At 33.8% G+C, this 15,735-nt stretch carries 16 protein-coding genes; all 16 read left to right on the top strand.

The window, feature by feature from the left end; translation table 11 throughout:
* Positions 1–319: 319 nt before the first annotated feature.
* A complete protein-coding gene (locus tag ACHABU_RS16620; RefSeq protein ID WP_435766079.1) occupies positions 320–985 on the top strand; it encodes a hypothetical protein in 666 nt (221 codons plus the stop codon).
* A gap of 132 nt (positions 986–1,117) precedes the next feature.
* Positions 1,118–1,297 (top strand): hypothetical protein, encoded by a 180-nt coding sequence (locus ACHABU_RS16615; protein ID WP_435766077.1) that lies wholly within the window; start codon positions 1,118–1,120, stop codon positions 1,295–1,297.
* 335 nt (positions 1,298–1,632) lie between these two features.
* Entirely contained in the window at positions 1,633–3,900 is a 2,268-nt protein-coding gene (locus tag ACHABU_RS16610; RefSeq protein ID WP_435766075.1) for an ATP-binding protein, read from the top strand.
* Positions 3,901–4,408: 508 nt separating this feature from the next.
* The gene (locus tag ACHABU_RS16605; RefSeq protein ID WP_435766073.1) at positions 4,409–4,690 is read left to right on the top strand and encodes a hypothetical protein; all 282 of its coding nucleotides are present in this window, start codon (positions 4,409–4,411) and stop codon (positions 4,688–4,690) included.
* A gap of 34 nt (positions 4,691–4,724) precedes the next feature.
* Positions 4,725–4,958: a pilin gene (locus ACHABU_RS16600; RefSeq protein WP_435766072.1), complete on the top strand. Its 234-nt coding sequence runs from the start codon at positions 4,725–4,727 to the stop codon at positions 4,956–4,958.
* A gap of 38 nt (positions 4,959–4,996) precedes the next feature.
* Entirely contained in the window at positions 4,997–5,176 is a 180-nt protein-coding gene (locus tag ACHABU_RS16595) for a hypothetical protein (RefSeq protein WP_435766071.1), read from the top strand.
* A 67-nt stretch (positions 5,177–5,243) separates the two neighbouring features.
* The gene (locus tag ACHABU_RS16590; RefSeq protein WP_435766069.1) at positions 5,244–5,837 is read left to right on the top strand and encodes a hypothetical protein; all 594 of its coding nucleotides are present in this window, start codon (positions 5,244–5,246) and stop codon (positions 5,835–5,837) included.
* Between the two features lie 10 nt (positions 5,838–5,847).
* The gene (locus ACHABU_RS16585) at positions 5,848–6,492 is read left to right on the top strand and encodes a hypothetical protein (RefSeq protein ID WP_435766067.1); all 645 of its coding nucleotides are present in this window, start codon (positions 5,848–5,850) and stop codon (positions 6,490–6,492) included.
* Positions 6,485–7,525 (top strand): toprim domain-containing protein, encoded by a 1,041-nt coding sequence (locus tag ACHABU_RS16580; protein ID WP_435766065.1) that lies wholly within the window; start codon positions 6,485–6,487, stop codon positions 7,523–7,525. Before ACHABU_RS16585 ends, ACHABU_RS16580 begins: the two co-directional genes overlap by 8 nt.
* A 107-nt stretch (positions 7,526–7,632) precedes the next feature.
* Positions 7,633–9,906 carry a VirD4-like conjugal transfer protein, CD1115 family gene (locus ACHABU_RS16575; RefSeq protein ID WP_435766063.1) on the top strand — a complete coding sequence of 758 codons (2,274 nt, stop codon included), beginning with the start codon at positions 7,633–7,635 and terminating at the stop codon, positions 9,904–9,906.
* Between the two features lie 21 nt (positions 9,907–9,927).
* Positions 9,928–10,170 (top strand): YdbC family protein, encoded by a 243-nt coding sequence (locus tag ACHABU_RS16570; protein ID WP_435766062.1) that lies wholly within the window; start codon positions 9,928–9,930, stop codon positions 10,168–10,170.
* Between the two features lie 69 nt (positions 10,171–10,239).
* Complete coding sequence (locus tag ACHABU_RS16565) at positions 10,240–10,779, top strand: hypothetical protein (protein ID WP_435766060.1); 540 nt, start codon at positions 10,240–10,242, stop codon at positions 10,777–10,779.
* A gap of 69 nt (positions 10,780–10,848) precedes the next feature.
* Complete coding sequence (locus ACHABU_RS16560) at positions 10,849–12,753, top strand: pLS20_p028 family conjugation system transmembrane protein (protein WP_435766059.1); 1,905 nt, start codon at positions 10,849–10,851, stop codon at positions 12,751–12,753.
* Positions 12,725–13,054 (top strand): DUF5592 family protein, encoded by a 330-nt coding sequence (locus ACHABU_RS16555; RefSeq protein ID WP_435766057.1) that lies wholly within the window; start codon positions 12,725–12,727, stop codon positions 13,052–13,054. Before ACHABU_RS16560 ends, ACHABU_RS16555 begins: the two co-directional genes overlap by 29 nt.
* Positions 13,055–13,063: 9 nt before the next feature.
* On the top strand, positions 13,064–13,756 hold the full coding sequence (locus tag ACHABU_RS16550; protein WP_435766056.1) for a hypothetical protein: 693 nt from the start codon (positions 13,064–13,066) through the stop codon (positions 13,754–13,756).
* Positions 13,757–13,772: 16 nt separating this feature from the next.
* Positions 13,773–15,734 carry a VirB4 family type IV secretion system protein gene (locus ACHABU_RS16545; RefSeq protein ID WP_435766054.1) on the top strand — a complete coding sequence of 654 codons (1,962 nt, stop codon included), beginning with the start codon at positions 13,773–13,775 and terminating at the stop codon, positions 15,732–15,734.
* The last annotated feature ends 1 nt before the right edge of the window (position 15,735 follow it).

Below are 15,735 nucleotides of genomic sequence, written 5' to 3'. Positions count from 1 at the left end.
AAATTATTAAATAAACCTAAACCTTAGAGAATCTTCCTAATTATCTATCTTTATCATTTATTTGGCACATATTCGAACAGAATGGGGTAAGGATGAATTTGCAAGGCAATGGGTCCTATGTTCCAAATGGTTTAATGATCGCTACTATCATTTTAATTTTAGGAATATTCGATTGTTCCTGTTTTATTTTATTCAACTATTGCCGCATTTAGTTTATTAGTGGTGTTTAACTTGTGTTAAGAACTTGATTTCAAGATAATATAAATGCTTATAGTTATATATTAAATTCTTATGCGACAACAAAAAGGCGGGAATTCTTATGGCATATCATTTTGGATTGAAGGTACTTGAGGGTAAACGAGGATTGAAGTTAACACGAGAAAAGTATGCAATTGTTAGTGATAAAAGCTCAGTCAGAGTTCCTTTTTCGAGGGATATTTATGCTGATGAAGAAGGTAAGATATACACGGAACAATGGTGTGAAAAACAACTTAAGGACTGTTTAGAAAATTTCGACTTAAATATGGAATATTTCTCTTTATTAAATAACAGCGAATTTTGTACAGAAATAGGAAATTTTCTTGAACGTAATAGTCAATTCACTGAGGTGTATGACCTTAATTTGTATGATGGAAAAGCAGGTTATTACGTAATGGTACTTGATGAATATTCACAAGTGTACATTGGTACAGGGAAGGATATTAAAATACGTATTAGACAGCATTGGTCGAATAGCAAATATTTTGATCGCCTTCTATTTCCGATGGGTAATGTTGATTTCTCGATACTTTCAATTGATAGTTTTCGTGCTCTTGATACTACCAGGATTTATGCGTATGAAACAAACAAAACGTTTAGTAGTGAGGACAACTTCATAAATCAATTTTCAGCTAAATTCATATGTAATAGGATTGGCGGTGGAAAAGTTACTGGTGGTTTACTTCAGGCAATAACAATGATGAAAAAGCGAAATTTAAAAAGGTAAATATTTGTTCGTAAATTAACTGGTGCTTATTATTTCAATAATAGTCTTTTCAAGTAGATGGAACGATTGATTGAGAACATGTAACTACTTCATTTGGGAAACATACCTACAAAACAAAGTAGGAGGAGAAATATGAACATAGAACAAAGATACGATTTGGCAATATTAAAAGCCAAAATACTTGGTGTTGCAGCAAATCTTAACAGTGACAAGCAATATAGTAGAGAAGCAGCGGTGGAAGACCTGGTGGAAATTGTTGATGTTCAGCTGGAAGGATTCATATACAACAAACCTAATTCACCTAGTAAGTAGGTTTGTATTAACTAATGATAAATTATAGGATTTGCATTATATGTGATTAACGAACTGGTGCTTTTGTGAAACAGACATTATGAATTTTAACAAAAATGCTTGGATAAGATATATCTTTCCAAGCGTTTTTGTTTTGCTATATCCATTGTTAAAATAGTTCTTATAAATAATGGGATACTCTTTTTGTATAGAATGACAGAATAAAAAATGTGAATTTTTGTCGGAATATTTAGTTACTGATTTCAACCCTCCAGATTTTTCCTGTACAATATAACTAGGGATTGACTTTAGACAAAAATATAGAAATGTCGTTTGATAAAGTAGGAGGGAATAGAATGATAGAAATGATTAGAATTAAGGAAGTTGCATCATACGGTAGGACGGGGATTGAAATTAATCTAGGAAAAATCAACTATATTTATGGAAGCAATGGTACTGGTAAGACTACTATTTCTGAATTTTTAAGAAACAATAGTGCCCTAAAGTTTCCTTCTTGTAATATAGAATGGAGACAAGGAAGTTCTGACTTTGACCTGTTTGTTTATAATAGACATTTTGTCAGTGAAAATTTTAATGTGCGGAATGAAATAAAAGGTATTTTTACTTTGGGTAAGGAATCAACAAATATATTGGCTTTAATCGACGATAAAAAGAAGGAAGTAGAAAAGTACCAAGGACGGATTGAAAAATTGGATAGTAATATTAATGGAAGAGAAGAACAGTTAGAAATCTTGCAAACTAATTTTATTAATCAATGCTGGGATTTAAAACAAAATTATGACAGAAATTTCAAAGATGCTTTTACAGGTCTTCGTAATAATAAAGAGAGATTTATGGAAAGATGTTTGAATGAAGCGAAAAGCAATAACAGTGAACTATATACATTTGAAGAATTGACTAGCAGAGTGGAATCCGTTTTTAAAGGCCCCCAAGAAAAGGTCAGTCTAATTCCAAAAATACAGTATAATAATTCCATAGAGAAACAATCAATATTTCAAACAAAGATAATAGGTAAAAATGATATAGATATAGCTGGATTGATTACCGAGCTTAATATAAGTGACTGGGTACAGCAAGGGCACGAACATATGGAAGACACAAATGGTATATGTCCATTTTGTCAGCAAGAACTACCAATAAGTTTTAAAGGAAAATTAGATGAATATTTTGATGAAACATACACTAAACAAATAGAGGACCTTATTTCATCAATCGAGAAATATGAAACTGAAACAATGGGTTTACTAGAAAAATACCGTTTTTTTAAAACTGACGCTATACCTTATATTAATAGGGAAAAAATAGTATCACTATTCGAAACCGTAAATTCTACTTATAAGGAAAATATTCAATTGCTGGACAGAAAAAGAAATGAACCTAGCAGAAGCGTTGAGTTAAGTTCAATAACGAGTTACATTGAGCAGATAAACTCAGAGATTGAACAGGCGAATTTACAAATATCAGAGTTAAACAGGGTAATTGATAATATTAAGGAGGAAAAAGTAAAGTTAATAAAAGATATATGGCGGTTTGTTGTGAAAGAGAACAAGAGTAATTATGAAAACTATATGAGTAATTTTAGTAAAGAGAATAAAGCCTTAGAAGGAATGAGGGGGAGTAAGGAAGAACAAAAGGGATACAAAAAGACACTAGAAGAAGGGGTAATCGAGCTTCAAAACCAACTTACAAGTGTCTTGCCTTCTATTAACGAAATAAATAGCCTCCTTAGATCTTTTGACTTCACGAATTTTCAATTAGCTGAATCCGATGAAAAAGCTAATTACAAGATTGTAAGAGAAAATGGTGAAGATGCAAATGAAACATTAAGTGAGGGAGAAAAGACTTTTATAACATTTCTGTATTTCTATCAACTTATCAATGGAAGCAATGAACACGATAAAGTAAATACTGCAAGAATAATTGTGATTGATGACCCAATTTCCAGCCTCGACAGTAATATACTATTTATAGTAAGCAACCTGATAGATAGTCTGAAGAAAAAGATAAGAAATAATGATTCGAACTTTAAGCAGTTAATATTATTAACCCATAATGTATATTTTCATAAGGAAATTTCATTCAACAAAGGTCATGGTAATAAAAAGCTAAATGATGAAACCTTTTGGATTATAAGGAAGACGGATAATACCTCTTACATAACACAATATGAAGAAAATCCTATAAAAAACTCGTACGAACTACTTTGGAGAGAATTGAAGGAAAATCCAAACTCAATAACTACACCAAATATAATGAGAAGGATATTAGAAAATTATTTTAAATTCTTTGGTAATATGAATGTAGATGAAATTGTCGAGAGCTTTCCAGAAGATGAAAGATTTGCTTGTAGTTCTTTACTTTCTTGGGTTAACGATGGATCGCATCATGTAAACGATGATTTATATGTAGATAGTAATCAAGAGTTGAACAAAATTTCCTTCAATGTATTTAGGAGAATCTTCATAAATTCTAAACACGATTCTCACTTCAACATGATGATGGGCGACATTGAAAATGATGAAGAGTCCGATATAGAGGAAGTTAAAAGTGGGCTTCAGGATTCTATAGACCAAGTTGCTGCGAGTAGGGAATATTCAAGTTAATTTGTAAAACTATTATATAGAAATCTAAGGTACCAAGGAGGCTGTATTATGTTTTATCAAATTTTAATGGAAGTGACTAACATTCCGGGTACAGAGGGAAGTCTTGAACTTTTTGAATATGATAAAGAGGTTAAAAGAGGTCATTATTGAAGATGTTATTATCCCCTACTTAAATAAAGCGTAAATGCAATTTAATGGTTATTTTTTAGAGGCGGACAACATTGTTAGAATATCGAAGAATCTGTTAAAAGAATTGTAGATAGGGAAAATGCATCTAATCCTATTTGCGTGTCATCTTGACTGAAAATAACATAAATAATTGAATGATTTATTTATTCAACAAGTATAGCGAACATTTCCCGAACGATTGGCGAACAAATGACGAACAAAATCCTATAAAAACGGTGTTAGATTAATAGTATCAGGAAGTTTGATACTTCCGATTAACTCTTTTCTTTTCGAGAAAAGAGTTTTTATTTTGCTCATTTTTGCGAGGAGGTGAAACGGATTGTCTAATCATACACAAGAGGTAAATCAACAAGCCCAATCATTAAAAGGGAAAGAGGAAACGAAACATTCACCTGATGCACCAAAGAAGGTTTCACGGTCAAAAAGGCGGCAACCTTCAAAACCAGCTGGCTTTAAAAAATTTGAAGCATTGGCAAAAGAAATTGTAGAAGGAAACGGTGGGTCTTATTATGAATGGCTTCATAAGCAACATCAGGAAATTATCCTGAATTTTAATGTTCATAATCAAAAACAGATAACAGAGGTAGCAAAACAATCCTAAAGACTTTATTTGAAAGGAAAGGAGTTGAAAACCTATGCAAGATGCAATTCAAACAATCACAAATATTACAAATGGAATTAAACCAATTGCACCAGTACTAGCTGGATTAGTACTAGTTGTAATTGGTCTGCTTTGGACTTTTGCAAAAGATCCTCAAAAGAAAGAAATGTACACTGGATGGATGGTTAACGTTGCAATCGGTTTCGGCATTGTTTACTTAGCCTCGAGCCTTGTTGGCTGGCTCGGTGGTAGTGTGGTTGGTTTTTAATGGTGATTTAATTTTTTCTTTTACTGGGAGGGGGAGTGATGGCAAAAGAGCACAAGTACTTTGTCAGTTACATTTATTCGGAAGGGTGGGGTAACATTGATGTAACCTTAAACGAACCTATTCAAAGTATTGATGACATTCGATCTTTGGAACAGGCAATTGCTGAAAATCTAGAGTTAGATGAATCGATTTGCGTGCAAAATTTTATAACATTATAAGAAAAAATGCTTATAGGCTTCTCTTTATGTGGGGAGCCTTCTTAATCTTTAAATTGGAGGGAATTTAATGAATGAAAAAGAACTTGTAAACAAATATGCTGAGTTATTGACTGCAAAACAAAAGGCAACACTGCATTCTGATAATAAAGGGTATGAATGGAAATATAATCAATTAAGTACGCTTTATCAAGATGCTGTTTTAAAGGCAAAATTGCCAAAGGAAGAATTAGCTGAAATTGAGAAACAAGGGGAATCCTTGCATGAACAATACGAAAGGGAACAAGAAGAAGGGAATCAATTTAAAGAAAAGTATAAAGAGAATGTGCTAAGTAATTTGGGAGATACAAAAGGAGAAAGGAAGTATAAAGATGCCTATAAACAAAAAGTACTAACATTTCTTGATAAAGAACAGGATGAAAAAGAAGAAACCAAAGTAAATACGGAAAAAAGGGATCAAGAAATGGCTGAATTTGAATCCAAATATGGTTATGAAAAAGTATATGCATTAAAAAGGAAAGTATTAAATGAAATACGTGAAATGGATTTCAATCTTTCACAACGTGAAAGATTGAAAAGTGTGGAACAAGATCTGGAGCGTGAAAGACAAATTAAACTAGGGAAAAGTAAGAAAAAGGATAAGGAAGTTGAAATGGAGATGTGAGGTGTAATGAATGGCGGTAGAAGAAGTACTTAATAGATTTTCAAATACAACGAATAATGCTATTCAAGGTAAATCTAATAGTTTGTTTTCAGCATTTGAAAATCGTTTTCATAAAGTAATGTGTGATCCAACGAAGCGAAGTATTCCATTAGATTTAAACCATGAACAGTTAGAAGCACTTTACAATAGAATTACTCCAGCTATTGAAACAAGTATCTTTGCAGAAATGGAACATGTGATGACCGCAATCCGAACTAGCTTTGATGCTGTTATTGATAGAAATCATGAAAAGATACAACTAAAAACGTATATGAGTAATGATAAAGACTTTGAAAATTTTATTACCCATGTAGTAACCAATTATCAGTCATTGCAAGAGCAACGTATTAACATATTAATAGTACACAATAAGCCGTATCAAAGATTTGAAGATAATTTATTTGGGGAAACGTTCGTTGGTGAAAATGGATTTGAAAAGGCATATCAACTCCATAATGAATTAATTCAAGCATTTCACAATCGTTACCATGATTTATTGTTTGAAGGTACGATGTTAAATACGGATGAAAAGATAGAAGTGAAAGTTATTGAGCCGATTGTCCAAAGATATGATATAAAAATACGACAGATAGCAAAGGGTGGTGAAAATGGATAAACAAAGCTTATATAAAAAGTTGGTTTATCAAAATATAGAAAATGCGCTTGCTGATTTGAATGCAGAAGACAAAGGAAATTATTATATATGTAATTGTCCCGAATGCAACGAGCATGAAGCATTCATGTATAAGAACAACACAAACTTTATTCAATGCAACCGAGAAAATCATTGTGGAGAACGAATGCTATTACAGTTTCATGAAAAAAATAATGTACATCTAGAAAAAGAAGAGATACAAAAAACTTTTCCGAGTCTTTCAGATGACCAAGAGGATGCTTTAACCTGGTCGATGAGGCTTTTTTCTTTTCCCAAAACTGGATTAAAAAGTGAAACGTTAGATGATGGCTATCGTGGTCTATCAAAAGAAAATGTAAGAAAGTATATTGTCGATTTACAAAACGAAGAGGTTGTAAAGTATTTTTTTAAACAAACAAGTAGTCTGTTAGGGAAGAATTACGCTAGCAATAGCTGGATGAGTAAGCGAAATTTAGTTTTTCCTCTTTATGATAAAAATAATATTTTAGATCGAGTATTGTTACGTTCTAGTATTGATCCAACGTTAGAACCAAAAGAAATACAGATAATCATGAATCCTTCCAAAGATACGAAGGATTTTTTTATGGATATTCCAGAAGAAACGAAGACAGTTGTATTTAGTGAATCTTTGCTGGATGCTCTTTCATTTCGTGAAGTAGATGAAAAATGTGGATTTATTGCATTAACAGGTGCATCAAAAACACGACAAGTGCAAGAATTTATTCGTGAAAATAAAAATTTATTCGCAGATAAACATATTCTGATTGCGATGGATGATGATAAAGCAGGCTTCAGGGCAACACGAAAACTTGTTAATACGTTAGAAACGAAAGGGCTAGGCGAAAATGCTTCGTTATTTCTTTATAGTGATGGCTATAAAGATGCAAATGAATTTTTACAAGGCAACAGAGTAAAGTTTGAGAAAAGCTACTTGCAAAATAAAAATCAGTTGCAACCAACTAAACAAATCAAAAACGAAATACAACTATCATAAAAAGTTAGAATATATACGTTCCTTTTGTGAAAGGACATTTTAGAACATGACTCATGAAACAAATCAAGATGGATTTGTGAGACCTCTAAGAAAGGAGAAAGAGGATAATGCATTCGAACGATAAAAAGTCGTTAACAGAACGTTTAAGCGATTGGAAAATCATGGGTGTATTTATAGCGTGTATCACCGTTGTAGGCTTTTTCGTTGCGAATTTCCTGTTACATTTTTTGCAACAAATACTACATTTAGTAGAAGGCTTTGCCACAGACCCTGAAATGGTAAACTTTCATACGTTCTCTATTGATTGGCATTATTTCTTTCTTTTTCAAAAAGAATGGATAGAGTTTTACGTGGGATTTTATATATTGATTGGTATTAGTGTGTTGAAACTACTATACAATGTGAAAATGAATTATCAATCTATTAACAAAGGGCAACACGGAACCAACGAATTTGAAAAAATTAAGAACTTGAAAAAACAATATTTGATTATTCCATCTGAAAAAGAAGAATATGAAGGAAAAGGCGGTACGATTATTGCCGGACTACATGAAGGAAACAACTATCAATTATTAATTGATGATGCTCCAGTTCATACGATGGTGATTGGTATTACACGGAGTGGTAAAGGAGAAACATTTGTTGTACCAATGATTGATGTGCAAAGTAGAGCTGTTGAAAAACCTTCTATGATAATCAATGACCCAAAAGGTGAACTGGCTGGTGCTTCTTATGAAACGTTAAAAGAACGAGGTTATGACGTTCATGTGTTTAACCTTATTCAGCATGACATGAGTATGGGCTTTAATCCATTGCAGCTGGTCATTGATTCATGGAAGAAAGGCCGTTATAGTGATGCACAAAAATATGCAAACAGTGTTGCATACAGCTTGTATCATGATCCAAATGCAAAAGATCCTTTTTGGTCAAATAGTGCAAAATCGCTTGTAACTGCGATTATTCTTGCATTAACAGAGGATTTGGTCAATCAGGGAAAAGAAGAACGTGTAACAATGTATTCTGTGGCAAACTTCCTTTCAACAAAGGGAAGTGACAATGACGAGGAAGGGAACAATGCCTTAGATTTGTTCTTTAAGGAAAGGAATGAAAATAATCCGGCAAGAATGATGTATGCAACATCAAACTTTGCAACAGGAAATACAAGAGGAAGTATTTTTAGTGTTGCCATGGATAAGTTGCAAATATTTACGTTAGAACCTAATGCAAAGGTAACCGGATTCAATAGTTTAGATTTAACGGATATTGGGTTTGGAGACAAACCCATTGCATTATTTATCGCAACACCTGATTCTGACAAGTCAAACGAAGTACTAGCAAGTATATTAATTAGTCAACTCTATAGGGTTAACTCCGAGAAAGCAACGAAAAGGAAAAGTGGGAAAATGAAACGGAATGTTCACTTCCTCTTAGATGAATTCGGAAACATGCCTACTATTGAGGGAATGGCAGGAATGGTAACGGTTGGTGCTGGTCGAGGTTTTCGTTATCACTTAATCATACAAGCTTATTCACAGGTAAAATCGATGTATGGTGATGAATCAGACACAATCACTGGAAACTGTTCCAATCAAATATATATATTAACGGAAGATAAAAGCACTGCCGAGCATTATTCGAGCATGCTAGGTACAAGAACGATAACGGACGTGAGTCGAAGTGGGGAATTGCATTCTTTTGATAAATCACATAGTGAATCAACAAAGGAAAGGGCATTGCTTACCCCTGACGAATTGATGAGACTGCAAGAAGGACAATCTGTAGTGATTCGTGTGAATAAACGACAAGATACGAAACGGAGGAAAATTGAGCCAAAACCAATTTTTAATAAAGATCAAACAATGCATAAATTTAGGTATGAGTATTTAGCGAATGACTTTGATACAAGTAAGTCCATCCTTTCTTTACCGATTGTTTCTGACAAGTATTATGATATGAATTTAAATGAAATGGTTTATTCAGCAAAAGTGCGTGATGACTTATACTTACGAATGACAGAAGTTATGGCGGCAGAGGATTTTATCAGATTGAAACGAAATTTACTTCAAGTGGAAGGATTATCGAAAAAAGATAGAAAAATATTACAAAGACAAATGCTGGAGGTGGATGATTGGTCATTTTTACATTATTTAAGTTATCTTGTCCATCGTTCAAATCTTGAAGCACTTCATTTGAAACTGATAGAGCATGTGCATAAATATTTGCCTGAAGATGTCTTATCTGAATGGGAAGAAAAAGTAAATACAAAAATGGAACGTCAACTTGAGCAAAGGAATAAAGAGAAAGCAATAAAACAAAGCGAGGAAATAGAAGAAGGCAATAAAGAGGAAGCATTAATCAAAAAAGCAATCAGTACGAATTAAAAGGGAAGGAGGTCGTTTTGTATGAAGGAAAAAAATTATCGTGTCGATTGGGAAGTTATCGAAGAAATTACTGTATTGTATAGAAGCCAAGGGGGATGGGCGAAAGAACTGAATTTGATTAGTTGGAATGGGGAAGACCCAAAATTTGATGTAAGATGGTGGAATGCCAATAAAACAAGGATTGGTAAGGGATTTACCTTTACCAAAGAAGAACTAGAAATACTGTATAAAACATTACCAAATGTATTTAATATAGAAAGATAAATATTTTCTACCGCAGACCATTATTGTTATACTGGAAAAAATGAACAAAAATGGAGTTGATGGGAGAAGATGAAAAAACATTGGATTATTAGCTTGATGCTATTGTCATTTCTGTTGGTTTTGAGTGCTTGTGGTAACCAACCAGAAGCAGGCATGAATAAAATTAGTTTAAAAGAGTTAGAGGAAAAATTAGATAACGAAGAAACGTTTCTTTTAGTAACATTTTCAGCGGGTGAAGAAGATGTTGAGAAGTCAGAATTAGTAGAAGTATTTGATGACTCATTAAATAGAGTTGAAAAGACAGCCTTCTATGTGAATTTTGATGGTGAAAGCCAAGAAACACTTGATCAATTGGGAGAAAAATATACACCTTCTGAATATAAAGGGGATGTTTGGGAACCAAAAGATGATGGGTTGGTCTTGATTAGTGATGGCGGAGTTATGAAAAATCCAAGGCAAACATTACTTTCTCAGTCGTTAATCGAAGGTACAGCAAATGGAACAGATGGTTATGAAACAAGTTTTTTTGAGTATATGGATGATATTGATGGAGGGATCTCCGACATTCTAGAATATATCCAACAAAATAATATAGAATTAACTTATTAATAGTAAATATTAAAGAATCCGTTTTATATGGGTTCTTTTTTTATGCTTTAAAAGGTGGTGATACTGTAGATGGGCGATGAAGCAAGAAAAAAATTATATGAGGACTTAACGAATATTCTCGATTTATATAGTGGCTGGCTGTATGATGACCTTCTCCGGAATATCGGTTGGGGCATCATACAACTTTTGGTATGGATTAATGATTGGATTGAAGGTGTTGCTACAAAAGTAATAACATTAGGTGGTTTATATGACAGCGAAGATATGAGTAGTTTTGTAGATATCCTACAACCTCTTGCAATCGGGTTATTTGTCGTATCTGTAACAGTACTTGGATTTATGTTCATGCTAAATAAAGTGGAAAAACGGAATGAAATTATCATGAATGTGTTAATAGCAGTTAGTGTCATTGTCATTCTTCCAAGTTTAATGGGAATGATGGAGGACTTACTGCATAAGGGGTTAGATAGGGTAGATGTAAATGGGAACATCTCTGATAATGTGTTGAAAAGAAATATCGCTGATTTAAAGTACTATTTTGATAGCGACTTTAACTACGCAGATGGATTAAACAAAAATACAGAGATGGGAGATGAGAATACATTGCCACACCCTCCCCATCCAACAAATAAAGAAATTGGCACAAGTAATTATTATTATGCTAACAAACTGAAGAATCCTGACTTGATAGATGTAACCGAAAAACTTGATATCTATGAAGATGAAGGGTGGTTTAATTGGACAACAGAAGATTGGGTAAAAGAGTTGACTAACGAAGAAAAAGATTTTTTGAAACATAGACTCGTTCAAAATGGAGACGGTACAACCAGAATTGTAAAACTTAGTGAAAATACCGTACCAGCTACAAACTTAGGGCAGCAAAGTTATTATCGCTATCATGTCAATTGGGCTATTGCAATTTCGATATTAGCTGTGACAGGTTTTGCTTTAATCATTACGACACTAAAAATTGGCCGAGCAATGTTTGACTTAGCATTCCACCAAATTTACGCTATGTTCACTGCATCCACGGACATAACAGGTGGTCAACGCTTGAAGAAAGTGTTAACGGAAATTGCTAGTACGTTTGCAGTTATCTTTGTGATGATTGTCCTCCTGAAATTGTTCATTATTTATGCACAATGGGCAAATGATTTAGAACAAGAGATTGGTATTGTCGGTGTAATCATCTTGCTTATTGCTGGGGCATGGGCGCTTATTGATGCTCCTGATATTGTACAGCGCACAATGGGAATAGATGCTGGACTTCGTTCAGGATGGCAAACAATGATGGGGGCATATGCTAGTACGAAAATGGCTGGTGCTGGTGCATCAATGGTTGGAAAAGGTGCTGGGAAAGTGGTTAAAACAGGAGGTAAGACAGCTGGAGGTATTGGGGCTGGAGGAGTTGGCGTGTACAAAGGAATGAAAGATGGTATGCGAAATAACAATGTGAAGCCTGTTCCTCCACGAGAGCCAAATCAAGAAACGTCACGAAATGAACGGCAATTTTCAACGAATACAATAAATAAGTCAAATATTATGGAACCGAAAACAGGAACTTCAACAAACGGAACAAGTACTGTACCGTCAAAGCCAAATACAAGTATTCCTAGTCGTCCTAGCGGTTCACCTGCAAGTACTATCCCCATCAATACAAGTAATGTTTCTGCTGGTGACGGTGGTAGCAGTAAAAGTGAGGTAGGTGGGAAATCATCTTCTGCTAGTCAGCATAAACCAGTTGTTAATGCTGGTAGACGAGGACATATTTACCCACAACGAAATCACACGTTAATCGGTGGAAATCGATCTGTACAACGTGCTAGTCATTTTCTTTCACGAGCACATAATACAGGTTACGACATTGGACAAAGAGTGAGTCAGTTTAAAGGAAACGTACAACAGGCAAAGCAAATCAAAATAGAAAAAAGGGGTTTGAAAACCAATGATATACGAAATACCGAAAGAGATTAAATCCAAGCCTAAAATCTTAGGATTAGAAATGAGAGAGCTAGTCATTATTTTGATTAGCTCTCTTTTATTATTAACGGTTTTACAAGAATTGGTGCATAGCTTATTTGTTCTTTTTTATTTTGGTGTAGCAATTGTAGGAATGATTTATTTATTTCTACCAAGTGGCAACAATCCTGGGAAGCGAAACTATGAATCTATCGTATTGATGTTCCGACATAAAAAGGGGACATATCATGCTATGGATCGAAACGAAGTACTAAATGAACAAATTCAAAGAGACGAGAAAAAATGGGAGGGGTGAGAAAAAAATATGGAACCTCTAAAATTGATAAAGTCGGTTCAAGAAAAACCAGATGAAAACTTACAAGAGGAAGATACTGAAAAGGTTATAAAAAATAAGAAAACGAAAAAGAAGATAAAGTTATTACAAAAAGCTATACAAAAGAGGAATATAAAAAAAGAATTTCAAGAAGAAATGAAGAAACAAGGGAAAAAGCCAAAAATGTTAAAACAAACTTCTGATATTCTTCCTTTTGTTCAAATAGATGAGGATTATATTTTATTGAAAGAAGGGGTCATGGACATTTTTCAGGTAAAAACGAAAAATATCCATGCTTTAAATGATGCAGACTTAAATTATTTATTATTAAATCGTGCACAATTTCTAAGAAGTTACTTTCGTTCATTCAAGGAAGTAATCTTAAACTTTCCAACCAATACAGAAATACAACGTGCTTATTGGTTGAAAAAGCAACAACAGGCAACGAATCCGTCTCGTTTAAAGTATATTGAACAAAAGTTATTTGAATTTGAGTATTTAGAAAGAGAACGTTATAATCGGGAATTTTTCATGTTTATCTATGCAGGTGACAAAGAAGAACTAGAAGATCGAAAACATGATTGTATACAAGGAATGAAGAGTTCATTTCCGTTACAGGAGTTAGCTAAAAGCAAAAAAGAACAGATATTGTTTCTATTAAACAATCAGAATACGCAACTTTAAAGAAAGGATGAGATAAATGAAAAAGCAAGCACAAGCTGTTATCGAAGAAGAAAAGAAATCAAAGAAACCGAAACTAGATAAAGCATTTTTAACGGCTATACAACCACAAGGTGGCGTTAACTTCAAAGGTAAGTACATTCAAAAAGGGGATGGTTATGAAGCATGTATCCATGTTTGGGATTATCCTTCGAATGTGAATTTGCTTTGGTTGGATAAGGTAATGTCGATGTATGATGTTACCGTTGTTGCGGATGTTGCAACAATGGACCAAGAGGAAACGATTAGTGCTATAAATAAAAGTATGGTGGAACAAGATGTTCGTTTTCGCAGTGCGAAACAAGAATCTGATCGGATGGATGCACAACGAAGTTATAAAGAAATGGAAGATTTATATCAACAAATTTCCGAAACGGGTGAAGTGATAAAACTCCTTCATATTCGCTTGTTTGTTGCTTCTCCAACTATTTGGGAATTAGAAAAAAAGGTAGATCATACGATTTCTAAACTCAATTCCATTGGGTTTAAGGGGCAAATATTTTTGAACGAAACATACTATGAATGGCAATCAATGTTCCTGCCTTATCAACAACAAATTAAATTTCCAAATACAAGAGACGGAAAAGGAATGCCAGCGATTACGCTTGCATCTGGGTTACCTTATCACTTTTCAGAGTTAAACGATCGCACAGGTAGTTTTCTAGGCACATCCTTTACTGGTGGGAATGTCCTATTTGATTTGTTCCATAAAGACAAATTAAGACGTTTTTACAATGCAGTAGTTGTTGGGAAAATGGGTGCTGGGAAGTCTACTGTCCTAAAGAAATTATTAATGGACAATGAGGCAAGAGGAAACTTTATTCGAGGATTTGATGTAACTGGGGAGTTTGAAACGTTAGTCAGTTCGTTAGGCGGCCAATCCATTAGCTTAGATGGTAGCGATGGGATTATTAATCCATTACAAGTCTATCGATCAGATGATAAAAGTAGTCACAAGGAAGGAAGGATGAGTTTTGAACAATACGAAAAGCAATGTTTTATGCAACATATATCAAAGGTTGCTATTTTTTATGAATTTCTTGCCGGAAGTCCTTCCACTGAAGAAATTGAGGAATTTAAAAAGATATTACGTATGTTTTATGATTCACTGGGCTTTCTGGAGAAATTTAAAACAACAGGCGTTACGACATTGGGTAATGAAGAATATCCAATCTTTAGTGACTTGCTAGAATATATTCGAGAACAGCTATATGATAATTCGGAAAAACGAACTATACGATCTGAATTATCCATTTCACGTGTAAATCGCTTGGAAAAAATTGAGCTTGTAGTTGATAACTTAGTGAATAGTTATGCTTCTTTATTTAATGGTTACACCACGATTCGGGAAATAACTGATGAACAAGTAATATTCTTTTCCATTCGTAACCTGACGAAGTTAGAAAAGAATGTGTTTCAAGCACAAATGTATAACACATTAAATTTAATTTGGGATAATTTGATTCAAGTAGGAGCAAGACAAATGCAACAAATGTACCAAGATGAAATGTTTGATCCCGATGATGCAGTCCGTTTTTTAATTATGATTGATGAAGCACACCGTTTAGTCAATGCTGAAAACATGTTAGCTGTTTCATTCTTAACAGACTTTGCAAGAGAAGCCCGTAAATACTTTGGTGGGATGATTTTAGCAAGTCAATCTATCCGTGACTTTGTTCCAGATAACAAAGATACCGCAACAGTAACAAAAATACGTACATTATTTGAGCTAACACAATATAAGTTTGTGATGCAACAGGATTCAAACACATTGGACTCCCTACGGACGATTTTTGAGGGGCAGCTAACAGAAAGTGAATTGGAACATGTTCCTCAACTCAAACAAGGAGATTGTTTATTAAGTATTTCAGGTGTCGGAAATATTATGTTATCAATTGAGGCAAGTGAAGAAGAATTAAGGCTATTTAGAGGTGGTTTGTAAA

The organism is Oceanobacillus sp. CF4.6, from assembly GCF_051262635.1.
Taxonomy (GTDB): Bacteria; Bacillota; Bacilli; order Bacillales; family Amphibacillaceae; genus Oceanobacillus.
Note: the sequence above shows the minus strand (reverse complement) of the source record. Positions and strands in the feature narration are given on the sequence as shown.